Here is a 23,984-nt window from a genome sequence, read left to right as displayed (position 1 = left end):
GCGCGGCGCGTCAGCGTCCGCCGGACACATCGAGAATGGCTGAGGTGACGTAGGAGGCATCGTCCGACATCAGCCAGACGATGGCGTTGGCGATTTCCTCGGCGGTGCCGACGCGCTTCATCGGCACCAAATGGGCCAGACGATGGGCGCGGTCGGGCTCGCCGCCGGCGGCGTGGATTTCGGTGTCGATCAGGCCGGGCCGGATCGCCGCGACGCGGATGCCTTCGCCCGCGACCTCGTAGCCGAGCCCGACGGTGAAGGAATCGACCGCGCCCTTGGATGCGGCGTAATCGACATAGGTGTTGGGTGCGCCGAGCCGGGCTGCGACCGACGACAGGTTCACGATGACGCCGCCCTTGCCGCCGTGCTTTGTCGACATCCGCTTTACAGCTTCGCGCGCGCAGAGGATGGAGCCGGTGACGTTGACCGCCATCACGCGCTGGATGCGCTCGGCCGACATCTCGTCGACGCGCACGCCGCTCTTGCCGACGATGCCGCCGTTGTTGACGAGTGCGCCGAGCGTGCCGAACTTGTCCGCCTGCTTGAACAGCTCGAGGATGTCGCTTTCCTCGGCGACATCGCATTTCACCGCGATGGCCTTGCCGTTGCTGGCCGCGATCTGCGCGACGACTTCATCCGCAGCCTGCTTGTTGCTGGCGTAGCCGACGACGACACGGAAGCCGCGTGCGGCCGCCGCGATCGCGGTCGCCCGCCCGATGCCGCGGCTCCCGCCGGTGATGACGACGACTTTATCGGTCATGCGCGCCTCCATGGTTCGACACGCGCCGTCGCGTGAGGGCGACGGCGCTCGCAGAGCATCAGCGATCAGAGATCGAGCACCAGGCGCGCCGGATCTTCCAGGCTCTCCTTGACGCGGACGAGGAAGGTGACGGCTTCCTTGCCGTCGATGACGCGGTGATCGTAGGACAGCGCCAGGTACATCATCGGGCGGACCTCGATCTTGCCGGCGACGACCATCGGCCGCTCCTGGATCTTGTGCATGCCGAGGATGCCGGACTGCGGCGCGTTGAGGATCGGGGTCGACATCAGCGAGCCGTAGATGCCGCCATTGGTGATGGTGAAGGTGCCGCCCTGCATCTCGTCGATCTTGAGCTGGCCGTCACGGGCGCGGCGGCCGAAATCGGCGATGCCCTTCTCGATGTCGGCGATCGACTTGTGGTCGCAGTCACGCACCACGGGCACGACGAGGCCCTTGTCGGTGCCGACGGCGACGCCGATGTGATAGTAGTTCTTGTAGATCAGGTCGGTGCCGTCGATCTCGGCGTTGACGGCCGGGATGTCCTTCAGCGCCTGCACGACGGCCTTGGTGAAGAAGCCCATGAAGCCGAGCTTGCTGCCGTGCTTCTTCTCGAACGCGTCCTTGTAGTGGGCGCGCAGCGCCATGACGTTGGTCATGTCGACCTCGTTGAAGGTCGTGAGCATGGCCGCGGTGTTCTGCACGTCCTTGAGGCGGCGCGCGATGGTCTGGCGCAGCCGGGTCATCTTGACGCGCTCTTCGCGGGCGGCGTCATCGGCCGGCGACAGCGCGCGGACCTGAACGGCGGCGGCGGGCTGGTTGACCGGGGTCGGCGCGGAGGCCGCACGCTCGATCGCGGCGAGCATGTCGCCCTTGGTGACGCGGCCGTCCTTGCCGGAGCCCGGAACGGTCGAAGCGTCGATGCCGGTCTCGGCCGAGAGCTTGCGCACGGAGGGGGCGAGCGGGGCATCGGCCGGCGGCGCCTTCGCGGCCGGAGCCGGTGCGGCAGCAGCCGCCGCGGCGGCCGGAGCAGCAGCGGGCTTGGCGGGAGCAGCGGCCGGCTTGGCCGCGCCGGCGGCGCCTTCGGTGATCTGGCCGAGCAGCGCGCCCACGGCAACGGTCGCGCCGTCAGCGGCGATGATCTCGCTCAGCGTGCCGGCGGAGGGCGCCGGGACTTCGATGGTGACCTTGTCGGTCTCGAGCTCCACCAAGGGCTCGTCAACGGCGACGGGGTCGCCGGCCTTCTTGAACCAGCGGCCGATGGTGGCCTCGGTGACGGATTCGCCGAGCGTCGGCACACGAATTTCAGTCATGGTCTTTTCCTTAAGGGATCGCCAATGCGGTCATGAATTCCAATTGTCACGGCCAGCGAAAAGCAGGCCATCCAGCAAGCCGGGACGTTCGCATTCACGAGGACGCCATGGCATGCCGGATGCCCCGCTTTTGGCGGGGCATGACGCAGTTCAAAAAGTTCAGCTCAGTGCTTCGTCCAGGAACGCCTTCAGCTGAGCCTGATGCTTGGACATCAGACCCGTGGCGGTCGCGGCGGAAGCGGCGCGGCCGACATAACGCGGACGCCGGCTCACACCGTTCACCTGGTTCAGCACCCACTCCAGATAGGGCTCGATGAAGTGCCAGGCACCCATGTTGCGGGGCTCTTCCTGGCACCACACCACTTCGGCCTTCTTGAAGCGCGACAGCTCGGCCACCAGCGCCTTCAGCGGCACCGGATAGAGCTGCTCGACGCGCATCAGGTAGATGTCGTCGATGCCGCGCTTCTCGCGCTCCTCGTAGAGGTCGTAATAGACCTTGCCGGAGCAGAGCACGATGCGGCGGATCTTCTCGTCCGGAACGAGCTTGATGGCATCGGTCGGCAGCATCTGGGCGTCGTCGTACAGGATGCGGTGGAAGGTCGTTCCCTTCGCAAGCTCCTCGAGACGCGACACCGCCCGCTTGTGACGCAGCAGCGACTTCGGCGTCATCAGGATCAGGGGTTTACGGATCTCGCGATGCAGCTGCCGGCGCAGCACGTGGAAGTAGTTCGCCGGCGTGGTCGGGTAGACCACCTGCATGTTGTCTTCCGCGCACATCTGCAAGTAACGCTCGAGGCGCGCCGAGGAGTGCTCCGGTCCCTGCCCTTCATAGCCGTGCGGCAAGAGGCAGACGAGGCCGGACATGCGCAGCCATTTGCGCTCGCCCGAGGAGATGAACTGGTCGAACACGACCTGCGCGCCGTTGGCGAAGTCGCCGAACTGCGCTTCCCACAGGGTCAGCGTGTTCGGCTCGGCGAGCGAATAGCCATATTCGAAGCCGAGCACGGCTTCTTCCGACAGCAGCGAGTTGATGACCTCGTAATGGCCCTGCTCGTGGCCGAGATGGTTGAACGGCGTGTAGCGGCTCTCGTCTTCCTGGTCGATCAGGACCGAGTGGCGCTGCGAGAAGGTGCCGCGCTCGGAATCCTGGCCGGACAGCCGGACGTGATGGTTCTCGTTGAGCAACGAGCAGAACGCCAGCGCTTCGCCGGTCGCCCAGTCGATGCCGGCGCCGCTGTCGATCGCCTTGGAGCGGTTCTCCAGGAAGCGCTGGATGGTGCGGTGGACGCGGAAACCATCCGGCACCTTGGTGATCTTGCGGCCGATATCCTTCAGCGCGGTGATGTCGACGCCGGTGACGCCGCGGCGGGCGTCCTCTTCCTGGTCGGCGATCTTGAAGCCCGCCCACTTGCCGTCGAGCCAGTCGGCCTTGTTCGGCTTGTAGGAGGTACCGGCCTCGAACTCGGCATCGAGCCGCGCGCGCCAGTCGGCCTTGGCCTTGTCGACCTCGCCCTCGGTCATCACGCCTTCGCTGATGAGGCGGCGGGCGTAGAGCTCGAGCGTGGACGGATGCGCCGCGATCTTCTTGTACATCACCGGCTGGGTGAACGCCGGCTCGTCGCCCTCGTTATGGCCATGCCTGCGGTAGCAGAACATGTCGATGACGACGGGCTTGTGGAACTTCTGCCGGAATTCGGTCGCGACCTTGGCCGCGAACACCACGGCTTCCGGATCGTCGCCGTTCACGTGGAAGATCGGCGCGTCGATCATCTTCGCCACATCCGACGGATAGGGCGAGGAGCGCGAGTAACGCGGATAGGTGGTGAAGCCGATCTGGTTGTTGACGATGAAGTGCACGGAGCCGCCGGTGCGGTAGCCCTTCAGGTCCGACAGACCGAAGCATTCCGCGACCACGCCCTGGCCGGCGAACGCGGCGTCGCCGTGCATCAGCAGCGGCATGACGGAGATGCGCATATCCGGCGGATCGCCATGCTGGTCCTGCTTGGCGCGGACCTTGCCGAGCACGACGGGATCGACGATCTCGAGATGCGAGGGATTGGCGGTCAGCGACAGATGGATGCGGTTGCCGTCGAACTCGCGGTCCGAGGAGGCGCCGAGGTGATACTTGACGTCGCCGGAGCCTTCGACCGCGTCGGGGTTGGCCGAGCCGCCCTTGAACTCGTGGAACAGCGCGCGGTGGGCCTTGCCCATCACCTGGGTCAGCACGTTGAGGCGGCCGCGATGCGGCATGCCCAGCACGATTTCCTTCACGCCGAGATTGCCGCCGCGCTTGATGATCTGCTCGAGCGCGGGGATCAGGGATTCAGCACCGTCGAGACCGAAACGCTTGGTGCCGGTAAACTTGGTATCGCAGAACTTTTCAAAGCCTTCGGCTTCGACCAGCTTGGTCAGGATGGCTCTGCGGCCCTCGCGGGTGAAGGAGATTTCCTTATCGGGCCCCTCGATGCGCTCCTGGATCCAGGCCTTCTGCGCGGCATTGCTGATATGCATGAACTCGACGCCGAGCGTCTGGCAGTAGGTGCGCTCGCAGATCGCGGTGATCTCGCGCAGCGTGCCGTATTCGAGACCGAGCACGTGATCGAGGAAGATCTTGCGGTCGAAATCGGCCTCGCTGAAGCCGTAGGTGCGCGGGTCGAGCTCTTCGCGGTTGCGCGGCGCCTCGATGCCGAGCGGATCGAGCTTGGCGTGGAAGTGGCCGCGCATGCGGTAGGAGCGGATCAGCATCAAGGCGCGGACCGAGTCGCGCGTCGCCTGGAGCAGATCGGCGGAGGAGATGTCGGCGCCCTTGGCCTGCGCCTTGGCGGCGATCTTGCCGCCGACCGCCTTCTCGACCTCGGCCCAATTGCCGTCGAGGGCGGAGGTCAGGTCGTCCTGCGGCGTCAGCGGCCAGTTGGCGCGCTCCCAGGACGGGCCCTCGGCGTTCCTGCGGACGTCGTCCGGCTGGTCCTTCAGGCTCTTGAAGAACTCCTGCCACTCGGCGTCGACCGAGGACGGGTCCTTCTCGTAGCGGGCGTAGATTTCGTCGATGTAGGTGGCGTTGGTGCCCTGCAAAAAAGATGAGAGGGCAAAGGCTGCGTTCGCGTCTTGGCGAGACATACTTGAGTTCCTGGCGATTTCGGTTCGCGCATAACAAACGGCGCTGGCGCTGGGCTCCCCGGCAGAGGCCCAGCGCGATTGGCACCATTTACCCTATTTGCTGCGAAACTTCGCCCGGAAAAGTACGAAGAAGTGAATTAGCCTTTCAATTTTTCGGCAAGCGTGTGCCCGAGGCGGGCGGGCGACGGCGACACTGTAATCCCAGCCGATTTCATCGCGTCGGTCTTGGAACCGGCGTCGCCCTTGCCGCCCGAAATGATCGCGCCGGCATGACCCATGCGGCGGCCGGGAGGGGCGGTGACGCCGGCGATGAAGCCGACCATCGGCTTCTTGCGGCCGCGCTTGGCCTCGTCCTTGAGGAACTGGGCGGCGTCCTCCTCGGCGGAACCGCCGATCTCGCCGATCATGATGATCGATTCCGTCTTGGGGTCGGCGAGCAGCATTTCCAGCACGTCGATGAACTCGGTTCCCTTGACCGGGTCGCCGCCGATGCCGACCGCGGTGGTCTGGCCGAGGCCTTCCTGCGAGGTCTGGAACACGGCTTCATAGGTCAGCGTGCCGGAGCGGGAGACGATGCCGACGCTGCCGGTCTTGAAGATGTTGGCCGGCATGATGCCGATCTTGCATTCGCCGGCGGTCATGACGCCCGGGCAGTTCGGCCCGATCAGGCGGGACTTGGAACCGGCCAGCGAGCGCTTCACGCGGACCATGTCGATGACCGGAATGCCTTCGGTGATGCAGACGATCAGCGGGATCTCGGCGTCGATGGCTTCGCAGATCGCATCGGCCGCGCCCGGCGGCGGCACGTAGATCACCGACGCGTCCGCGCCGGTCTTCTCACGCGCGTCGCGCACGGTGTCGAACACCGGCAGGCCCAGATGCGTCGAACCGCCTTTGCCCGGCGAAGTGCCGCCGACCATCTTGGTGCCGTAGGCAATCGCGGCCTCCGAATGGAAGGTGCCGTTCTTGCCGGTGAAGCCCTGGCAGATGACCTTGGTGTTCTTGTCGATCAGGATGGACATGAGGTCTGCTTTCGCGAAACTAACGAGTGAGAGGTCAGTGGATGCGGCGGTAGACGCCGGTGAGCACGTCAGCCCAGCCTTCCGCGTCCGGCGAGAACTGGATCTTCAACGAGTAGGAATTGTCGTCGATGATCTCGTAGACGTGGCGCGCATTGCCGCGGAGCGAGCCGCGCACCAGCGTCAGGGTCTTGCCGACCCACCCGCCGGAGGCGGGCGAAGGCGGCGTGTAGCCGAGCGAGTCGTACCAGAACAATTTGTAGGTCCGGTCCTCGCGATCGAAGGTGAAGATGCCGTGGGTGGCGAAGATCTGCTTGCCGTCGCGCATCTGGACCGAGTCCTGGATCAGGTAGAACCCGTTGAGATCCATGCGCGCGACGGTGTGCGAGGTGGCCGGCCCGCCCGCCGTCCAGCGCGACGGGAAGACCACCTCTTCGCCATCCCATTCGCCGGCGAACGCGGCGAGACGCGCGTGCTCTGCAAGCGGAGATGATGCGGCGAGATGGTCCTGGGCCATGGCGTTAGCCTCCCTTGACGGCCTTCACGATCTTCTGCGCGGCGTCGTCGAGATTGTCGGCCGGCACCACGTTCAGACCGGATTCAAGGATGATCTTCTTGCCGAGCTCGACATTGGTGCCTTCGAGGCGAACCACCAGCGGCACGCTAAGGCCGACCTCGCGCACGGCGGCCGTGACGCCCTCGGCGATCACGTCGCACTTCATGATGCCGCCGAAGATGTTGACCAGGATGCCTTTCACGTTGGGATCGGCGGTGATGATCTTGAACGCGGCCGCGACCTTCTCCTTGCTGGCGCTGCCGCCGACGTCGAGGAAGTTCGCCGGCGCCATGCCGTAGAGCTTGATGATGTCCATCGTCGCCATGGCGAGACCGGCGCCGTTGACCATGCAGCCGATGTTGCCGTCGAGGGTGACGTAGTTGAGGTCGTACTTGGACGCCTCGATTTCCTTGGCGTCTTCCTCTGTCTCGTCGCGCAGCGCGAGCACCTCGGGATGACGGAACAGCGCGTTGTCGTCGAACGACACCTTGGCGTCGAGCACGCGGAGCTGGCCCTGCTTGGTCACGACCAGCGGGTTGATCTCCAGCATCGACATGTCCTTGGCGACGAAGGCCGCGTAGAGCTGCGCGGTGAGCTTCTCGGCCTGCTTGGCGAGATCGCCCGAGAGCTTCAGCGCGTTGGCGACGGTGCGGCCGTGATGGCCCATGATGCCGGTCGCGGGATCGACCGAGAAGGTGACGATCTTCTCAGGCGTGTTGTGCGCGACGTCCTCGATGTTGACGCCGCCTTCGGTCGACACGACGAACGAGACGCGCGAGGTCTCGCGGTCGACCAGCAGCGAGAGATAGAACTCCTTGTCGATGTCGGAGCCGTCCTCGATGTAGAGGCGGTTGACCTGCTTGCCGGCAGGGCCGGTCTGGATCGTCACGAGCGTCGCGCCGAGCATCTGCTTGGCGAATTCGGAGACCTCGGCGGCCGACTTGGCGATGCGGACACCGCCCTTGTCGCCGGCGGAGGCTTCCTTGAACTTGCCCTTGCCGCGGCCACCGGCATGGATCTGGCTCTTCACCACATAGACCGGACCGGGCAGCGCCTTGGCGGCGGCCTCCGCGTCTGCGGCTTTAAGGACCGGCACGCCCTTGGAGATTGGAACGCCGAACTCGCCCAGCAGCGCTTTGGCCTGATATTCATGGATATTCATATGGTCGCTCCCTGAATCCGCGGGCGGTGACCTCGTAGGCCCACCTCAGTCTTGTGGCTGGCATACCATATACCACATGAACTGCAACCCGGATTCTTTGACATCGAGATCTTTGGACTGCTGCGCCGGAACCCGCCAGGCCTTCAACAAGAGTTGCAGCCGGGCCCCAGAAGTGAAACCGCCGAAGACCGGTTTTCCGATCTTCGGCGGGATTTGTTTGCGCCTTAGCGGCCGAGAAGATCGGGGGCAATCTTCTTGCAGGCGTCGACCAAGCCCTGCACCGCGCCGACCGACTTGTCGAAGGCCTCGCGGTCCTTGCCGGCGAGCTCGATCTCGACGACGCGCTCGACACCCTTGGAGCCGATCACGACGGGCACGCCGACATACATGTCCTTCACGCCGTATTCGCCGTTGAGGTAGGCGGCGCTGGGCAGCACGCGCTTCTTGTCACGCAGATAGCTCTCGGCCATCGCGATCGCGGAAGCGGCCGGGGCGTAGAAGGCCGAGCCGGTCTTGAGCAGGTTGACGATCTCAGCGCCGCCGTTGCGGGTGCGGTCGACGATCTCGTCGAGGCGCGCCTGCGAGGTCCAGCCCATCTTGACGAGGTCGGGCAGCGGGATGCCGGCGACGGTGGAGTACTTCACCAGCGGCACCATGGTGTCGCCGTGGCCGCCGAGCACGAAGGCGGTGACGTCTTCAACGGAGACGTTGAATTCGTCGGCCAGGAAGTAGCGGAAGCGCGCCGAGTCCAGCACGCCGGCCATGCCGACGACCTTCTTGTGCGGCAGGCCCGAGGCCTTCTGGAGCGCCCACACCATGGCGTCGAGCGGGTTGGTGATGCAGATGACGAAGGCGTCGGGGGCATACTTCTTGATGCCGGCGCCGACCTGCTCCATGACCTTGAGGTTGATGGAGAGGAGATCGTCGCGGCTCATGCCGGGCTTGCGCGGCACGCCGGCGGTGACGATGCAGACCTTGGCGTTGTCGAGCGCCTCGTAGGAGTTCGCGCCGGTGTAGTGGGCGTCGAAGCCGTCGACCGGCGAGGACTGCGCAATGTCGAGCGCCTTGCCCTGCGGCACGCCCTCGGCGATGTCGAACATCACGACGTCGCCCAGTTCTTTCAGGCCGATGAGGTGAGCCAGCGTTCCGCCGATCTGACCGGAGCCAATCAAAGCAATCTTGTCGCGCGCCATGTGAACCTGTCCTTTAGACACGTAAGGAGGGGAAAACTGACAGGGTGGTTATCCCTTTCGCTTCGCCCGTTCAAGTCGGTGGATGCCCAATTGTCGGGCTTGCCGAGATCGCAGCCAGCATACCCCCGTCCGTCATTCCGGGATGCGCCGACAGGCGCAGGCCCGGAATCCATCGGGCTGCAGAGTTAGTGGCGCGATGGATTCCGGGCTCGCGACTTTGTCGCGCCCGGGAATGACGGCGGAGAAAATGGTGAAATAGGACTTAAGTCTCCACCAGGCCCTTGGTGGAGCCGCTCGCGGTGGAATCCTTGCGGCCGTGAGGCAGCGCCAGATAGGATTCCGAGCTCATTTCGATCAGCCGCGAGGCGGTCCGCTTGAACTCGTTGGCCTCGTTGCCCTCGTCGGCGAGGTACAGCGAGATCGGGTTGGCGTCGGCCGAGGCCATCAGCTTCACGGCATTGTCATAGAGCGTATCGATCAGCGTGATGAAGCGCTTGGCGGCGTTGCGCTGGGAGAAGTCCATCACTGGAATATGGTCGACCAGGATGGTGTGATAGTCGTGCGCGAGCCTGAGGTAATCCGATGCGCCGAGCGGCTTCTCGCAGAGATCGGTGAACGAGAACCGCGCCACGCCATGGGCCGAGCACGGCACGTGCAGGATGCGGCCCTTGATCGAAATATCGCGCGACTTGCATTTGGCGCTGCCGCTCATCCGCGACCAGGCGCGGTCGAGGACTGCGTCCGCATCGCCATCGGCCGGCGTCAGCCACATCGGCACGCCCTGAAGCTTCTCCAGCCGGAAGTCGGTGCGCGCATCGAGCCGCGCCACGTCCATGTGGTCGGTGATCTGCTTGATGAAGGGCAGGAACAGCGAACGGTTGAGGCCGCCCTTGTAGAGATCCTCGGGCGCGACGTTGGAGGTTGCGACCACCACGGTGCCGAGCTCGAACAGCTTTGCGAACAGGCGGCCGAGGATCATCGCGTCCGCGATGTCGGTGACGTGGAATTCGTCGAAGCAGAGCAGCCAGCTCTCCTCGAAGATCGCGTTCGCGGTCAGCGCGATGACGTCGCCGTCGGCGATCTCGCCGCGCGCGATGCTCTGGCGATAGTCGTAGATGCGTTCGTGCACATCGGCCATGAACTCGTGGAAATGCGCGCGGTGCTTGTGCTCGACCGAGGAGTGCTGGAAGAACAGGTCCATCAGCATGGTCTTGCCGCGGCCGACCTCGCCATGGATGTAGAGCCCGTGCGGCGCCTCGTCCTTGTCGCTGCTGAACAGACGGCTGAGCAGGCCCTGCTTGCGCTGCGGCTTGTAGCTGCCGAGCCGCTGGTCGAGCGCCGCATAGGCTTCGGCGACTTCGGCCTGCGCGGCATCGGGCTCGATCGCGCCGTCGGCGATCTGGGCCTGATAGGCCTCGCGGAATTGGGAACTGGGGGTCGAGAGCATGGCTCTTTACCGCCAGAGACGGACGGAAATTGCAAGCCGTGAATTGGTGTCAGGGGTATGCGAATATCCTCCCTCTCCCCGCAGGCGGGGAGAGGTAAAGACCTACTCACACAGCTCGTAGGCGTCCTCGACCACATACGGTCCGCCGCCGGTCGATGCACGGGACGAGAACAAGACAAAACGTTCGGCCATGAACGCCTTGCTCGGGAAGTAGCCGCGCAGCGACAGATAGTCGGCGACGTCACGGTCGGTGGCGTCGTGCAGTCGCGCCAGCGTGACGTGCGGGATGAACTTGCGTCCCTCCGGATTAAGGCCGATCCGCTGCATCATCCGCTCGAGCTCGGCCTGCAATTCGATCAGCGGCTTGCTCGGCGCGATGGTGGCGACCACCGCGCGCGGCTTGCGGCCGCCGAAGCTCGTCAGCCCCTGCACCTTCACCTCGAACGGTTTGCGGTTGACGCGAAACAGCATCGAGGCGATCTCGTTGGCGGAGACGCCGTCGATATCGCCGATGAAGCGCAAGGTGACGTGATAATTTTCGGGATCGATCCAGCGGGCGCCGGGAAGGCCGCCCCTCAAGTTGGAAAGCGTCTGGCCGATCTCGGCCGGGATTTCCAGACCAGTGAACAAACGCGGCATCGTTTCGCACTCCCGATGCTTGGGTACGGTCCCTTGAAGCAGGACCTTATCCAAATTAGAGCCGGCGACGAATCACCGGTACCCTGATTCCTATCGCAGTTGTGTGACTCTGCGAAGCATCGCGCGGGCCACCCCGGGAAAACCCTGGGAATTAGGGTTAGCGTTGCCTGCTTTTCAACGGCGTTGCTCGCTTATGTTGCGCAGGAATGCCTCCACCGTGGGCATCATGTTGCCGACGATGATGTCGACGCCCGCCGCGGTCGGGTGGATGCCGTCGGCCTGGTTGAGCTTGGCGTCGGCCGCAACGCCGTCGAGAAAGAACGGATAGAGCGGCACGTCGAATTGTTTCGCAAGATCCGGATAAATCGAATTGAAGCGCGCGGCGTAGTCGGCACCGTAATTCGGCGGCGCCAGCATGCCGCACAGCATGACTGGAATCCCGCGTGCCTTCAGCCGCTGGACGATGTCGGTCAGCGCGGCGCGCGTCAGGCCGGGATCGATGCCGCGCAGCGCGTCGTTGGCGCCGAGCTCGACGATCACCCCCTCGGTTCCCTCGGGCACCGACCAGTCGAGCCGGTCGCGGCCGCCGGAGGCGGTGTCGCCGGACACCCCGGCATTGGTCATGCCGACCTCTATGCCTTTGGTCTGCAAGGCTTTTTGAAGTTTCGTGGGGAATGCCTCCTGTGCCGGGAGGCCGAGGCCGGCGCTCAAGGAATCGCCGAGGACCACCAGCTTGATCGGTTGGGCGGCCGGCTGGGCCTGTGCCGACGCATTTGTCGCAATTGTCATCACGGCGAGCATCAACACGGCTATGTGCATGAACAATCCGTAACGCCTCTCGACCGCGCTATCGGAGTTGCCATATGACCGGACCATGGACACTCGCATCGAATCCTCTTCGCTCGCCGGCACCACGCCGGACACCATCGCCATCTCCAACGTCAATCTCTCATTGGGTACGGGCGCGGCACGCGTTCACATCCTCAAGGATATCAGCTTGCGGGTCGCCTCGGGCGAGACGATTGGCCTGATCGGCCCGTCAGGCTCGGGCAAATCGACGCTACTGATGGTGATGGCGGGGCTGGAGCGTCCTGATAGCGGAGAGGTGGTGGTGAACGGCACGCCTTTCAATGCCCTCGACGAGGACGCGCTCGCCCGCTTCCGCGGCCGCCAGGTCGGCATCGTCTTCCAGTCCTTCCATCTGATCCCGACCATGACGGCGCTGGAGAACGTCGCCGTGCCGCTCGAGCTTGCCGGCAATCCCGACGCCGCGAAACGCGCGGCGCAGGAGCTGCAATCGGTCGGGCTCGGCGACCGCCTGCATCATTATCCGACGCAGCTTTCCGGCGGCGAGCAGCAGCGCGTCGCGCTCGCGCGCGCGCTGGCGCCCGATCCCGCGATCCTCGTCGCCGACGAGCCGACCGGCAATCTCGACGAGGCGACGGGAAAACAGATCGTCGACCTGCTCTTCACCAAGCATGCCGAGCGCGGCATGACCCTGGTGCTGGTCACGCACGATTCCTCGCTCGCGCATCGCTGCGATCGCGTCATCCGCCTGCGCTCCGGGCGCATCGACACGCAGTCTGCGCCGGCATGAGCGCCGCGGCCGAACCGTTCGTGCGGCCCAACGCCGCCGCGTTGTCGCTGCGCTACGCCTTACGCGAATTGCGCGGAGGCCTGCGCGGCTTCTACGTCTTCATCGCCTGCATCGCGCTCGGCGTGATGGCGATTGCCGGCGTCGGCTCGGTGTCCGCGAGCCTCTCCGACGGCCTCGCCCGCGAAGGCCGCACGCTGCTCGGCGGCGACGTCTCCTTCGTGCTGTTCCAGCGCGAGGCCAAGCCCGAGGAAGTCGCCTTCCTGCGTTCGCGCGGCACCGTCTCGACCGCCGCGACCCTGCGCGGCATGGCGCGCTCGGCCGACGGCCAGCTCGCGCTGGTCGAGATGAAGGCGGTCGACGACACCTATCCGATGCTCGGCCAATTGACGCTGGCGCCACAGCTAGCGATGTCCGACATCCTTGCGGAGCGAGACGGCGCGTTCGGCGCGGCTGCCGATCCGACGCTGCTGGCGCGGCTCTCGCTCAAGACCGGCGACCGCGTCACCATCGGCTCGGCCACCTTCCAGATCCGCAGCACGGTCGAAGCCGAGCCCGACAAGCTCGCCGGCGGCATCGGCTTCGGCCCGCGCTTCCTGATCAGCGAGGCGGGCCTGCGGGCCACCGGCCTGATCCAGCCCGGCAGCCTGGTGCGCTGGGTCTACCGGGTGAAGCTGCCCGATACCGCCAACAACGAGCGCGCGACCGACGCCTTCATCGCCGATGCGCGCAACGCCGCGCCGCAGGCCGGCTGGGAAGTCCGCAGCCGCTCCAACGCCTCGCCGCAGCTCGAGCGCAACATCAGCCGCTTCACGCAGTTCCTGACGCTGGTCGGCCTCGCCGCGCTGCTGGTCGGCGGCGTCGGCGTCGCCAACGCGGTGAAGAGCCATATCGACCGGAAGCTCGAGGTGATCGCGGCCTTCAAGGCCGTCGGCGCCACGGGCCGCGACGTGTTCGGCATCTATCTCGCCCAGGTCATCCTGCTGGCCGCGATCGGGTCCGTGATCGGGCTCGCGCTCGGCGCCGCCATGCCCTTCGCCATCGTCGGTCTGTTCGGCAAGTTGCTGCCGCTGCCGGTGGTGCCGGCCGTGCATGCCGACGAGCTCGCGCTGTCCTTCGTCTACGGCCTTTTGACCGCGCTCGCCTTCGGCCTGTGGCCGCTCGGACGGGTGCACGACGTGCCGGTCGCCGCACTGTTCCGCGACACCATCAGCTCCGAATGGCACCGGCCGCGCTGGAGCTATCTCGTGTTCATGGGCGTCGTGATCGCCCTGCTCGTCGCGGTCGTGATCGGCCTGTCCTTCGACAAGCGCATCGCGGCGGTGTTCGTGGCCTCCTCGGTCGTCGTGTTCGCGTTGCTGCGCGGCATCGCCGCCCTGCTGATGACGATCGCGCGGCGGATGCCGCGGACGCGGCTGCCGATGCTGCGGCTCGCGATCGCCAACATCCACCGGCCGGGCGCGCTGACGCCCTCGGTCGTGCTGTCGCTCGGCCTCGGGCTCGCCGTGCTCGTCACCATCACCCAGATCGACGGCAATCTGCGCCGGCAGTTCCTCGCGGCCCTGCCGGACCAGGCGCCGTCGTTCTTCTTCATCGACATTCCGAGCACGCAGGCGGCGCAGTTCGACGGCTATCTGCGCCAGATCGCGCCCGGCGCCAAGGTCGAGGACGTGCCGATGCTGCGCGGGCGCATCGTCGCCGCACGCGGCGTCCGCGCCGAAGAGCTCAAGCCGACGACCGATTCCGAGTGGGTGCTGCAAAGCGACCGCGGCCTCACCTATACCGGCGAGCTGCCGAAGGGCTCCAAGGTGGTCGAGGGCGAGTGGTGGAGCGCCGACTATTCCGGCCCGCCGCTGGTCTCGATGGAGAAGAAGATCGCCGACGGGCTCGGCCTCAAGCTCGGCGACGAGGTCGTGGTCAACGTGCTCGGCCGCGACATCCCGGCGAAGATCAGCAATCTGCGCAACATCGACTGGCAGGGGCTCGGCATCAATTTCGTCCTGGTGTTCTCGCCGAACGCCTTCAAGGGCGCGCCGCATACCCATATCGCGACGCTGACGGAAGCCGGCAGCAATGCCGAAGGCGACGGCAGGATCATCAAGCAGGTGGCCGACACCTACCCGATGGTGACGAGCGTGCGCGTGCGCGAGGTGATGGAGACGGTCGGCTCGGTCGTGACCAATCTTGCGCTGGCGATCCGCGGCGCGAGCGCCGTGACCCTGATCTCGGCGATCCTGGTGCTGGGCGGGGCGCTCGCGGCCGGCCATCGCCACCGGGTCTACGATGCGGTGATCCTGAAGACGCTGGGCGCGACGCGGCTGCGGCTGCTCGGCGCCTATGCGCTCGAATACCTCCTGATCGGGCTCGCCACCGCGGTCTTCGGCGTGATCGCCGGCAGCATCGCCGCCTGGATGATCGTGACGCGGCTGATGACGCTCAGCTTCGTCTGGCAGGCCGGCAGCGCGGCCGGCGTGGTCGTGGCCGCCCTGGTCGTCACCGTCGGGCTAGGGCTCGCCGGCACGCTCCTGGCGTTGAACAAAAAGCCCGCCACGGTGTTGCGGAATTTGTGACAAAAGGTAGCGGGCCGCCGCGCGGGTGCGGAAACGCACGATTCTTGCGATTAACCACGTCCGCTCGCCAGGATTGCCGGCGAGGGCGACATTCGGCCGCGCGTGGACGGTTGCAGCGAATGTGTTAGTTTCCCACATATCCAATGGGTTCGGACCCCCGATTGTTAGCCAAAATTTAGTCGGCAGACATCGGTATCCGAGATAGAGTTTGACGAACCGGCGGCATGGCGACCCTCATGCCGGACCGGCCAACCAACGGGAATTCGACCATGTCGGACCTAGACCGTAACTACGCTTCTCCTTTCGGCAGGGCCGCCGGGCGTGTTGACGCCGCGACGGTCGATGCCGGCCTGCGCGCCTACATGCTGCGCATATACAACTACATGAGCATTGGCCTCGCCATCACGGGCCTTGCCGCACTCGGCGTCTACATGGCCGCCGTGACCGACGTTCCGACCCCGGAAGCCGTCCGCGTCGGCAAGCTGTTCCTGACGCCGTTCGGCTATGCGATGTTCGTCAGCCCCCTGAAGTGGCTGTTCATGCTCGCGCCGCTCGCCATGGTGTTCGTGATCTCCGCTGGCATCAACCGTCTGGCGCCCTCGACCGCCCAGATCCTGTTCTGGGTGTTCTCGGCGCTGATGGGCATCTCGCTGTCGTCGATCTTCCTGGTGTTCACGCACACCTCGATCGTGCGGGTGTTCTTCATCACCGCGGCGACCTTCGGTGCGCTCAGCCTCTACGGCTACACCACCAAGCGTGACCTGACCGGGATGGGCTCGTTCCTGTTCATGGGCCTGATCGGCATCATCATCGCGAGCTTGGTGAACCTGTTCCTGGCGAGCTCGATGCTGCAGTTCATCGTGTCCGTGGTCGGCGTGCTGGTGTTCGCGGGCCTCACCGCCTGGGATACCCAGCGGCTGAAGAACGACTACATCTACGGCTACGCTGCGGCCGGCGGTGACATCGCAGAGCGTGCGGCCATCACCGGCGCGCTGTCGCTGTACCTGAACTTCATCAACCTGTTCACGCTGCTCCTGCAGCTCCTCGGCCAGCGCGATTAAGCGATCGACCAGAGAGAACGACATGAGCCCCGGCCGCAAGGCCGGGGTTTTTTGTTAGGGCCGGGTGCCTCCACGAACACCGTCATTGCGAGCGCAGCGAAGCAATCCAGAGTGCCTCCGCGGATGCATTTCTGGATTGCTTCGCCGCAAGGGCTCCTCGCAATGACGGAGTATATGGAAACGATGTTGCCTCTTCCGGCCGCCGCGGGAAGGCTCTAATCTTTCCCCATGTCCGCACCTGAAATCAGGCCCACCCTTGAGGCCGACCTCCCCGCCATCACCGCCATCTACCAGCAGGCTGTCCGCGTGGGCACGGCGACGTTCGAGCTGGAGCCGCCGGATCTTGCCGAGATGACGCGGCGCTACCGCGCGCTGGTCGACGGCGGCTATCCCTATTTCGTCGCCATCCTCGACGGCCGCGTTGCCGGCTACGCCTATGCCGGCGCCTACCGGCCGCGGCCGGCCTATCGCTTCACGGTCGAGAACTCGATCTATCTCGACCCCTCCTTCCACCGCCGCGGCGTCGGCTCGTTGCTGCTGGAGCGGCTGATCGCCGAGTGCGAGGCGCGCGGCTTCCGCCAGATGATCGCGGTGATCGGCGATTCCGCCAATGCCGGCTCGATCGGCGTGCACACCAAGGGCGGCTTCAGGATGATCGGCACGCATCCCAATGTCGGGCTGAAATTCGGCCGCTGGCTCGACACGGTGATGATGCAGCGCGAGCTCGGCGAGGGCGCCAGCACGGTGCCGGGGAAGTAAGCGTTTCTTCATCGTCATTCCGGGGCGCGACGAAGTCGCGAGCCCGGAATCCATAACCACAGGCCGGGGTTATGGATTCCGGGCCTGTCGGCGCATCCCGGAATGACGAGAGGAGTTTGCTACACCACGGCCAGCTTGCGATCGATCACCAGCAGCACGCGCTCGAGCTCGTGGCCGCGGCGCAGGATCAGGCCGGTCGCCGAGATCACGCTGTACATGCCCTGCTTGCGCGCGAGGCGCGGGTCCTTCTCGATGCGATAGATCGGCACTTCCGAGGCGCGGCGATAGACCGAGAACACCGCACGGTCCTTCAGGAAGTCGATGGCATAGTCGCGCCACTCGCCGTCGGCGACCATGCGGCCGTAGAGATTGAGAATTCGGCGCAGCTCGAGCCGGTTGAAGGTCACCTGGTTCGGCTGCGCATTCGCAGCGGGGGGACGCGCCGCCGCGCGCTGCTCGCTCGGATCGGCATCCTCCGACGTCAGACTCATGGAGCGCCTCCTGATCGCACGGCATGATCGCGTCCGCGAAAACCGTCCCCGGAACCGCGGATCATGACAATCGCATGATTGCGCCAACCGTTCCCCTCCGCAAGGGGCTCTCGAGGGCTGTTTGAAGAGCTCTCGGTGCAACCCATTGAACCGGGGGCGAATCGGAACACACGCAACGGTGGAACTCTGTCGCGACGAACCGTCACGGGATCGTTAGCAGGAATCATAGTATCGCCGCTTTTCCGCCCAGCGCCTGCCGCCCTGCACTGCGAAAAGAGCTGTGTGCGTTGACCCGGTCCTTTCGGTTCCGGATTCCTCAGCCCCCAGCCCCCCGGGGTCGACGGGATCGGGTCTGTACGCGCGACAAGGAGGGCCAACGCGAGTTGGTCCTTTTTTGTTTGTGTCGGGATGTTTCTTCCCCCGCTGTCATTCCGGGACGCGCGAAGCGCGGGCCCGGAATCCATCAATCCAAGGTTCCCAGTTGAGAAATGGATTCCGGGCTCGCGCCAAAGAGGCGCGCCCCGGAATGACGAGGGACAAGATTTTTCCGACACGATCTTGCGTACGCTCTCTCCCCTCATCCTTCGCGCGGCGTCCCGAAGGATCGAGGCCCGAGCGGCATCAGCGGGGCCTTTCATGGTTCTCGCGGCGATGCGCAGCATCGTCCGCCGCGCGCGCAAGGGGCGCGCTCCTCACCATGAGGAGATAGAGCCAGACCGCGCATCAGGAAGAATGCGAAGCGTGCGCGTCAGTGCAGCGACGTGTATGCCGCGCCCAGCATCGGGCCGGGTTTCTCGCGGCTGCCGTCCTGGACATAGACCACCGCGCCATCGACGCCGTCGCGCGTGAGGTTCTCGATCGGCACCGTCCAGCTTTCCGGACGACCGTTCCAGTCGCCGACCTTGAGCAGGTTGCGCACCACGTTGTGATAGGTGATCTGCTGTCCGCGATTTTCGCCTTTGGCGATCGCGATCGGCACTGACTTCGCAATCGAGCAGATCCAGACTTCGCCGTGCGAGATCGCCGGCTCCTTGCTCGCGGCCACCGACACGTTGATCTGCTTGCCCGAGAGCGACATCGTCACCGGCACGCTCATCACGCCCATGCCTTTGTCGGTCTTGCCGATCGCACTCTCGATGCCGGCACGATCACTGCCGACGACATGCGTCGAGCCGTTCACCACGACCTGCGGGGTGTAGACCTCGCGGTCGCCGCGCATGCGCGAATAAGCGCGCTGCCGCGCCGAGAAGCGCGAATCCGCCAGCGTGTCCTTCCAGCCGAGATAATCCCAATAATCGATCGGCATGCTCAGCGCGATGATCGAGGGATCGCTGGAGAGATCGCCGATGATCTTGTCGGCGGGCGGGCAGGAGGAGCAGCCCTGCGAGGTGAAGAGCTCAACCACGGCGCGGGGATCAGCCTCAGCGGGACGGATGACGGCGACGATCGCACAGATGCCGAGTGCTCCCGACCAGAAGGCACCGGACCAACGTGAAATCAGATGAGAAGCCGTCATTGCTGTCATGTCGAACGCCGCACACCGTTGCTCGTGGGAAGGGAAATCTTATCGCCTGATGGTCACCGTAGTCTTACGGGCACGGCACATTCGACCGTCCAGGGCGGAGTTTCCGCCGGGCGGGCCCATCCGAAGCATGCCGCAAACGCGCGAAGGCGGCCTTGTGATAGGCCGCCTTCGTTTAACCTTCTACTCACTTCGCAGTGAGCCACCGTTCACAAATCCGCGCTTAAGCCGCGAGCTTGCGCAGCACGTAGTGCAGGATGCCGCCGTTCCGGTAGTAGTCGAGTTCGTCCAGCGTATCGATGCGGCAAAGCAGCGAAACGCGCTGCAACGAACCGTCGCCGGAGACGATCTCCGCGGTCAGCTTCTGGCGCGGCTTCAGATCGCCGACGAGACCACGCAGCGTGACCTTCTCGTCGCCCTTCAGGCCGAGCGACGACCAGGAGGTGCCTTCCTCGAAGGTCAGCGGCAACACGCCCATACCGACAAGATTGGAGCGATGGATGCGCTCGAAGCTCTGGCAGATCACCGCGCGCACGCCGAGCAGGCGCGTGCCCTTTGCAGCCCAGTCGCGCGAGGAGCCGTTGCCGTATTCGGCGCCGGCGAACACCACCAGCGGCACCTGCTCCTGCTGGTACTTCATCGCGGCGTCGTAGATCGACATCTGCTCGCCGTCGGGCCAGTGCTTGGTGAGGCCGCCTTCCGGGATGTTGCCGTCGGCGCCCTTGAGCATGAAGTTCTTGATGCGGATGTTGGCGAAGGTGCCGCGCATCATCACTTCATGGTTGCCGCGCCGGGTGCCGTACTGGTTGAAGTCGGCGGGACGCACCTGGTGCTCGCTGAGATACTTGCCCGCGGGCGAGGTGAGCTTGATCGAACCGGCCGGCGAGATGTGGTCGGTGGTGATCTTGTCGCCGAACATGGCGAGGATGCGCGCCTCGACGATGTCGGTGACCGGCTCCGGCTCCTTCTTCATGCCTTCGAAGTAGGGCGGGTTCTGCACGTAGGTCGAGCTCATGTTCCAGCGATAGGTCTCGCTCTCGACGGTCTTGATCTTGCGCCAGTTGGTGTCGCCCTTGAACACGTCGGCATACTTCTTCTTGAAGATCGACGCGGTCACGAACTTCTTCATGAAGGCGTTGATCTCCTTCGACGTCGGCCAGATGTCCTTGAGGTACACCGGCTTGCCGTCCTTGCCTTCACCGAGCGGCTCGACGGCGAGGTTCTTGGTCACGCTACCCGCGAGCGCGTGAGCGACGACCAGCGGCGGCGAGGCCAGATAGTTCGCCTGCACGTCCGGCGAGACGCGGCCTTCGAAGTTGCGGTTACCGGAGAGCACGGCGGCGGCAACGATGCCGTTGTCGTTGATCGACTTCGAGATCTCCTCCGGCAGCGGACCGGAATTGCCGATGCAGGTGGTGCAGCCGAAGCCGACCAGGTTGAAGCCGACCTTGTCGAGGTGGGCCTGGAGGCCGGAATCGGCGAGATAGGCCGCGACCACCTGGCTGCCCGGGGCAAGCGAGGTCTTCACCCACGGCTTGGCCTTGAGGCCCTTCGCCGCGGCATTGCGGGCCAGGAGCCCGGCGCCGATCAGCACGCTCGGGTTCGAGGTGTTGGTGCAGGAGGTGATCGCCGCGATCACGACGTCGCCATGGCCGATCTCGTACTTCTTGCCTTCGACGGCAAAGCGCTTCGCCGGCTCTTCGGTCTTCTTGTACTCATTGGCGAGCGCGACCGAGAAGCCTTCCGCGACCGACGGCAGCGCGATGCGGCCTTCGGGACGCTTCGGACCGGCCATCGACGGCACGACGTCGGCGAGGTCGAGCGTCAGCGTTTCCGTGAACACCGGATCGGCCGACTTGGCGGTGCGGAACAGCCCCTGCGCCTTGGCATAGGCCTGCACCAGCGCAACGCGCGGTGCGGCGCGGCCGGAGGTCTTGAGGTAGTCGATCGCCGCGGCGTCGACCGGGAAGAAGCCGCAGGTCGCGCCATATTCGGGCGCCATGTTGGCGATGGTCGCCTTGTCGGCGACGGAGAGATGATCGAGGCCGGGGCCGAAGAACTCGACGAACTTGCCGACGACGCCGAGCTTGCGCAGCATCTGCGTCACGGTCAGCACGAGGTCGGTCGCGGTGACGCCTTCCTTCATCGCGCCCTTCAGCTTGAAGCCGACGACGTTAGGCAGCAGCATCGACAGCGGCTGGCCGAGCATGCAGGCTTCCGCCTCAATGCCGCCGACGCCCCAGCCGAGCACGGCGAGACCGTTGACCATCGTGGTGTGGGAATCGGTGCCGACCAGCGAGTCGGGATAGGCGACCTCGAAGGTGCCGGTCTTCTTGCCGACCGTCATCTTCTCCTTCTTGGTCCAGACCGTCTGGGAGAGATATTCGAGATTGACCTGGTGGCAGATGCCGGTGCCGGGCGGCACGACGGAGAAGTTCGAGAACGCCGCCTGGCCCCACTTCAGGAACTCGTAGCGCTCCTGGTTCTGCTTGTATTCCTCGGTGACGTTCTTGGCGAAGGCCTTGTTGTCGCCGAAGAAGTTCACGATCACGGAATGGTCGATGACGAGATCGACCGGCACCAGCGGGTTGATCTTCTCGGCATCGCCGCCGAGCTTCTGCATCGCGTTGCGCATCGCGGCGAGATCGACCACCGCGGGCACGCCGGTGAAGTCCTGCATCAGCACGCGCGCCGGGCGGAACGCGATCTCGTGCTCCAGCGACTTCTTGCGCAGCCATTTGGACACCGCGACGATGTCCGCCTTCTTGACCGAGCGGCCGTCCTCATTGCGCAGGAGGTTCTCGAGCAGGACCTTCATCGAATAGGGGAGTTTCGAAATTCCCTTCAGACCATTCTTCTCGGCCGTGGGCAGGCTGTAATAGACATAGGTCTTGGCGCCGACCTTAAGGGTCTTTTTGCATTTGAAGCTGTCGAGCGAGGTCATGTAGGAAATCCCAATTGTTAGTTATACCCGGCAAGGGGTATTTTAACACCGTCAGCGAGTCCGGCTGGGTCGCTTGCAGGGGCAGGTTGAGTTGCTGCATCAAGTAGTTCCGGGCTTATAGAAGCTTTCTAACCGCGCCGCCACAGCCACAAACGTGCCGCAGCAATCCGCGAGCCAAAAATTCCCATGCGCTACCCCAAGTTTTCCTGAGGCCTGGTTTGAACGGGTTGATACGAGGCAAGATGCAGCTTTCCGGACGTAGGGTGATCTGTGTGCGGGGCGGCCGCGAGGTGTTTGCCGGACTCGATTTCGAGGCCGTCTCCGGCGAGGCCGTGGCGGTCGTTGGCCGCAACGGGTCGGGCAAGACCTCGCTGCTGCGGCTGATCGCGGGGCTGCTCATTCCGGCTGGCGGGACGATCGCGCTCGATGGCGGCGATGCCGAGCTGACATTGCCTGAGCAATGCCACTATCTCGGCCATCGCGACGCCCTGAAGCCGGCGCTGAGCGTGGCGGAAAATCTGTCATTCTGGGCCGATTTTCTGGGCGGCGAGCGACTTGATGCCCATGAGAGCCTCGCCACGGTCGGGCTCGACCACGCCACCCACCTGCCGGCAGCTTTTCTGTCGGCCGGCCAGCGCCGCCGGCTCTCGCTGGCCCGGTTGCTGACGGTGCGCCGCCCGATCTGGCTCCTGGACGAGCCGACCACGGCGCTGGACGTCGCCGGCCAGGACATGTTCGGCGGCCTGATGCGCGACCATCTCGCCCGCGGCGGCCTGATCATCGCGGCGACCCACATGGCGCTGGGGATCGATTCGCGGGAGCTGCGGATCGGGGGTGTGGCATGATTCCGACCGACCCTCAGCTTTTCGAGCGGCAAAGCTCCGCTCTACCCGTTCCCTCCCCCCCTGTGGGGGAGGGTCAGGGAGGGGGGTGCCACACAGGGACCCTCTCGATCTACCGAAGTCCTTCCCTGAACCCAAGCACACCTTTTCCGGGGCCACCCCTCTCCCATAGCCGAAGCTTCGCTTCGGCGTCTCTTAAGAGGACGGCCGCCGGAGGCGGCCTACGCCTCCCCCGCAAGGGGGGAGGGAGCGCAGATTGCCTGTGGCGCGAGTCGGGCTCTTACGATCGTCTCGAAGCCGAAAAGGCAGCCCCATGACCGCCCTGTCCGCCCTCATCCGCCGGGATATCAGGATCGCGCTCCGCGTTGGCGGCGGGGCGCTGATCGGCGTGCTGTTCTTCCTGACCGTGGTGGTGCTGATGCCGTTCGCGGTGGGGCCGGACCTCGCGTTGCTGTCGCGGCTGGGGCCGGCCATTCTCTGGCTCGGCGCCCTGCTGGCGAGCCTGCTGACGCTGGACCGGCTGTTCATGGCCGACCATGAGGACGGCTCGCTCGACCTGATCACGATGAGCCGGACGCCGCTGGAACTCGCCTGCGCGGCGAAAGCGCTGGCGCATTGGCTGGCGGCGGGCCTGCCGCTGATTGTCGCAACCCCCGTGCTCGGGCTCTTGCTGAATCTCGACATGGTCGCGACCGGCGCGGTGGCCCTGACGCTGCTCGCGGGCACGCCGGCCCTGACCTTTACCGGCATGATCGGCGCCGCGCTGGCGGTGACGCTGCATCGCGGCGGGCTTTTGATGGCGGTTCTGGTGCTGCCGCTGTCGATCCCGGTGCTGATCTTCGGGGTCGCGGCCTCCCAGGCCGTGATCGTCGGTCCCATGTCGTTCGGCGCGCCGTTCTCGATCCTGTGCGCGCTGTCGCTGGTCAGCCTCGTGATCGGCCCCTTCGCCGCGGCGGCGAGCCTGCGGCATGGTCTCGACTGAGATGAGCTCGACTGAC

19 protein-coding genes are annotated in these 23,984 nt (G+C 65.3%); 6 read left to right on the top strand and 13 right to left on the bottom strand.

Features of this window, described 5'->3' with window-relative positions; all coding sequences use genetic code 11:
- Nucleotides 1-10: 10 nt before the first annotated feature.
- The 10 genes from AB5K84_RS02060 to AB5K84_RS02015 all read right to left on the bottom strand — a co-directional run bounded on the left by AB5K84_RS02060 (nt 11) and on the right by AB5K84_RS02015 (nt 12,022).
- Entirely contained in the window at nt 11-760 is a 750-nt protein-coding gene (locus AB5K84_RS02060; protein ID WP_038965061.1) for an SDR family oxidoreductase, read from the bottom strand.
- 65 nt (nt 761-825) lie between these two features.
- Nucleotides 826-2,070, bottom strand: a complete 1,245-nt coding sequence (gene odhB / locus AB5K84_RS02055; RefSeq protein ID WP_011083283.1) for a 2-oxoglutarate dehydrogenase complex dihydrolipoyllysine-residue succinyltransferase — start codon at nt 2,068-2,070, stop codon at nt 826-828.
- A 159-nt stretch (nt 2,071-2,229) separates the two neighbouring features.
- Nucleotides 2,230-5,187 carry a 2-oxoglutarate dehydrogenase E1 component gene (locus AB5K84_RS02050; RefSeq protein WP_011083284.1) on the bottom strand — a complete coding sequence of 986 codons (2,958 nt, stop codon included), beginning with the start codon at nt 5,185-5,187 and terminating at the stop codon, nt 2,230-2,232.
- A gap of 137 nt (nt 5,188-5,324) precedes the next feature.
- A complete protein-coding gene (gene sucD / locus AB5K84_RS02045; RefSeq protein ID WP_011083285.1) occupies nt 5,325-6,209 on the bottom strand; it encodes a succinate--CoA ligase subunit alpha in 885 nt (294 codons plus the stop codon).
- A gap of 34 nt (nt 6,210-6,243) precedes the next feature.
- Nucleotides 6,244-6,723, bottom strand: a complete 480-nt coding sequence (locus tag AB5K84_RS02040; RefSeq protein WP_011083286.1) for a DUF1579 domain-containing protein — start codon at nt 6,721-6,723, stop codon at nt 6,244-6,246.
- A 4-nt stretch (nt 6,724-6,727) separates the two neighbouring features.
- Nucleotides 6,728-7,924 carry an ADP-forming succinate--CoA ligase subunit beta gene (gene sucC, locus AB5K84_RS02035; RefSeq protein WP_011083287.1) on the bottom strand — a complete coding sequence of 399 codons (1,197 nt, stop codon included), beginning with the start codon at nt 7,922-7,924 and terminating at the stop codon, nt 6,728-6,730.
- Nucleotides 7,925-8,148: 224 nt separating this feature from the next.
- A complete protein-coding gene (gene mdh / locus AB5K84_RS02030; protein WP_008145224.1) occupies nt 8,149-9,117 on the bottom strand; it encodes a malate dehydrogenase in 969 nt (322 codons plus the stop codon).
- Between the two features lie 262 nt (nt 9,118-9,379).
- Entirely contained in the window at nt 9,380-10,564 is a 1,185-nt protein-coding gene (gene zapE / locus AB5K84_RS02025; protein WP_011083288.1) for a cell division protein ZapE, read from the bottom strand.
- 102 nt (nt 10,565-10,666) lie between these two features.
- Nucleotides 10,667-11,203: an RNA 2',3'-cyclic phosphodiesterase gene (thpR, locus tag AB5K84_RS02020; protein WP_011083289.1), complete on the bottom strand. Its 537-nt coding sequence runs from the start codon at nt 11,201-11,203 to the stop codon at nt 10,667-10,669.
- Between the two features lie 174 nt (nt 11,204-11,377).
- On the bottom strand, nt 11,378-12,022 hold the full coding sequence (locus AB5K84_RS02015; RefSeq protein WP_038965065.1) for an arylesterase: 645 nt from the start codon (nt 12,020-12,022) through the stop codon (nt 11,378-11,380).
- 55 nt (nt 12,023-12,077) lie between these two features.
- Between AB5K84_RS02015 and AB5K84_RS02010 the strand changes: the two genes are divergently transcribed.
- The 4 genes from AB5K84_RS02010 to AB5K84_RS01995 all read left to right on the top strand — a co-directional run bounded on the left by AB5K84_RS02010 (nt 12,078) and on the right by AB5K84_RS01995 (nt 17,187).
- Entirely contained in the window at nt 12,078-12,800 is a 723-nt protein-coding gene (locus AB5K84_RS02010) for an ABC transporter ATP-binding protein (RefSeq protein ID WP_011083291.1), read from the top strand.
- Nucleotides 12,797-15,367, top strand: a complete 2,571-nt coding sequence (locus AB5K84_RS02005; protein WP_011083292.1) for an ABC transporter permease — start codon at nt 12,797-12,799, stop codon at nt 15,365-15,367. The genes AB5K84_RS02010 and AB5K84_RS02005 overlap by 4 nt, the downstream gene beginning before the upstream one ends.
- A 269-nt stretch (nt 15,368-15,636) precedes the next feature.
- The gene (locus AB5K84_RS02000) at nt 15,637-16,428 is read left to right on the top strand and encodes a Bax inhibitor-1/YccA family protein (RefSeq protein WP_028174871.1); all 792 of its coding nucleotides are present in this window, start codon (nt 15,637-15,639) and stop codon (nt 16,426-16,428) included.
- Nucleotides 16,429-16,656: 228 nt separating this feature from the next.
- Nucleotides 16,657-17,187 carry a GNAT family N-acetyltransferase gene (locus tag AB5K84_RS01995; protein ID WP_038965068.1) on the top strand — a complete coding sequence of 177 codons (531 nt, stop codon included), beginning with the start codon at nt 16,657-16,659 and terminating at the stop codon, nt 17,185-17,187.
- A gap of 119 nt (nt 17,188-17,306) precedes the next feature.
- On the opposite strand, the gene AB5K84_RS01990 is transcribed toward AB5K84_RS01995, so the two are convergent.
- The 3 genes from AB5K84_RS01990 to acnA form a co-directional block, all read right to left on the bottom strand.
- Nucleotides 17,307-17,678: a DUF2794 domain-containing protein gene (locus tag AB5K84_RS01990; protein ID WP_011083295.1), complete on the bottom strand. Its 372-nt coding sequence runs from the start codon at nt 17,676-17,678 to the stop codon at nt 17,307-17,309.
- Between the two features lie 748 nt (nt 17,679-18,426).
- Nucleotides 18,427-19,203, bottom strand: a complete 777-nt coding sequence (locus tag AB5K84_RS01985; RefSeq protein ID WP_011083296.1) for a DUF1223 domain-containing protein — start codon at nt 19,201-19,203, stop codon at nt 18,427-18,429.
- Nucleotides 19,204-19,423: 220 nt separating this feature from the next.
- A complete protein-coding gene (gene acnA / locus AB5K84_RS01980; RefSeq protein ID WP_011083297.1) occupies nt 19,424-22,144 on the bottom strand; it encodes an aconitate hydratase AcnA in 2,721 nt (906 codons plus the stop codon).
- A gap of 242 nt (nt 22,145-22,386) precedes the next feature.
- Between acnA and ccmA the strand changes: the two genes are divergently transcribed.
- Together ccmA and ccmB are read left to right on the top strand one after the other, a co-directional pair.
- Nucleotides 22,387-22,989, top strand: coding sequence for a heme ABC exporter ATP-binding protein CcmA (ccmA, locus tag AB5K84_RS01975; protein ID WP_011083298.1), 603 nt, complete (start codon nt 22,387-22,389; stop codon nt 22,987-22,989).
- 310 nt (nt 22,990-23,299) lie between these two features.
- Nucleotides 23,300-23,968: a heme exporter protein CcmB gene (ccmB, locus tag AB5K84_RS01970; RefSeq protein ID WP_011083299.1), complete on the top strand. Its 669-nt coding sequence runs from the start codon at nt 23,300-23,302 to the stop codon at nt 23,966-23,968.
- Nucleotides 23,969-23,984: the final 16 nt, after the last annotated feature.

This window comes from Bradyrhizobium sp. 1200_D9_N1_1 (genome assembly GCF_052075915.1).
GTDB lineage: Bacteria > Pseudomonadota > Alphaproteobacteria > Rhizobiales > Xanthobacteraceae > Bradyrhizobium > Bradyrhizobium diazoefficiens.
The sequence above is the reverse complement of the archived record's forward strand: the minus strand, read 5'-3'. Positions and strand labels throughout refer to the sequence as shown.

Excerpts from the sequence above, each read along its gene's own strand:
- AB5K84_RS02060 (WP_038965061.1), bottom strand. The coding sequence starts at position 760 with ATGACCGATAAAGTCGTCGTCATCACCGGCGGGAGCCGCGGCATCGGG.
- odhB (WP_011083283.1), bottom strand. The coding sequence starts at position 2,070 with ATGACTGAAATTCGTGTGCCGACGCTCGGCGAATCCGTCACCGAGGCC.
- AB5K84_RS02050 (WP_011083284.1), bottom strand. The coding sequence starts at position 5,187 with ATGTCTCGCCAAGACGCGAACGCAGCCTTTGCCCTCTCATCTTTTTTG.
- sucD (WP_011083285.1), bottom strand. The coding sequence starts at position 6,209 with ATGTCCATCCTGATCGACAAGAACACCAAGGTCATCTGCCAGGGCTTC.
- AB5K84_RS02040 (WP_011083286.1), bottom strand. The coding sequence starts at position 6,723 with ATGGCCCAGGACCATCTCGCCGCATCATCTCCGCTTGCAGAGCACGCG.
- sucC (WP_011083287.1), bottom strand. The coding sequence starts at position 7,924 with ATGAATATCCATGAATATCAGGCCAAAGCGCTGCTGGGCGAGTTCGGC.
- mdh (WP_008145224.1), bottom strand. The coding sequence starts at position 9,117 with ATGGCGCGCGACAAGATTGCTTTGATTGGCTCCGGTCAGATCGGCGGA.
- zapE (WP_011083288.1), bottom strand. The coding sequence starts at position 10,564 with ATGCTCTCGACCCCCAGTTCCCAATTCCGCGAGGCCTATCAGGCCCAG.
- thpR (WP_011083289.1), bottom strand. The coding sequence starts at position 11,203 with ATGCCGCGTTTGTTCACTGGTCTGGAAATCCCGGCCGAGATCGGCCAG.
- AB5K84_RS02015 (WP_038965065.1), bottom strand. The coding sequence starts at position 12,022 with ATGCACATAGCCGTGTTGATGCTCGCCGTGATGACAATTGCGACAAAT.
- AB5K84_RS02010 (WP_011083291.1), top strand. The coding sequence starts at position 12,078 with ATGGACACTCGCATCGAATCCTCTTCGCTCGCCGGCACCACGCCGGAC.
- AB5K84_RS02005 (WP_011083292.1), top strand. The coding sequence starts at position 12,797 with ATGAGCGCCGCGGCCGAACCGTTCGTGCGGCCCAACGCCGCCGCGTTG.
- AB5K84_RS02000 (WP_028174871.1), top strand. The coding sequence starts at position 15,637 with ATGTCGGACCTAGACCGTAACTACGCTTCTCCTTTCGGCAGGGCCGCC.
- AB5K84_RS01995 (WP_038965068.1), top strand. The coding sequence starts at position 16,657 with ATGTCCGCACCTGAAATCAGGCCCACCCTTGAGGCCGACCTCCCCGCC.
- AB5K84_RS01990 (WP_011083295.1), bottom strand. The coding sequence starts at position 17,678 with ATGAGTCTGACGTCGGAGGATGCCGATCCGAGCGAGCAGCGCGCGGCG.
- AB5K84_RS01985 (WP_011083296.1), bottom strand. The coding sequence starts at position 19,203 with ATGACAGCAATGACGGCTTCTCATCTGATTTCACGTTGGTCCGGTGCC.
- acnA (WP_011083297.1), bottom strand. The coding sequence starts at position 22,144 with ATGACCTCGCTCGACAGCTTCAAATGCAAAAAGACCCTTAAGGTCGGC.
- ccmA (WP_011083298.1), top strand. The coding sequence starts at position 22,387 with ATGCAGCTTTCCGGACGTAGGGTGATCTGTGTGCGGGGCGGCCGCGAG.
- ccmB (WP_011083299.1), top strand. The coding sequence starts at position 23,300 with ATGACCGCCCTGTCCGCCCTCATCCGCCGGGATATCAGGATCGCGCTC.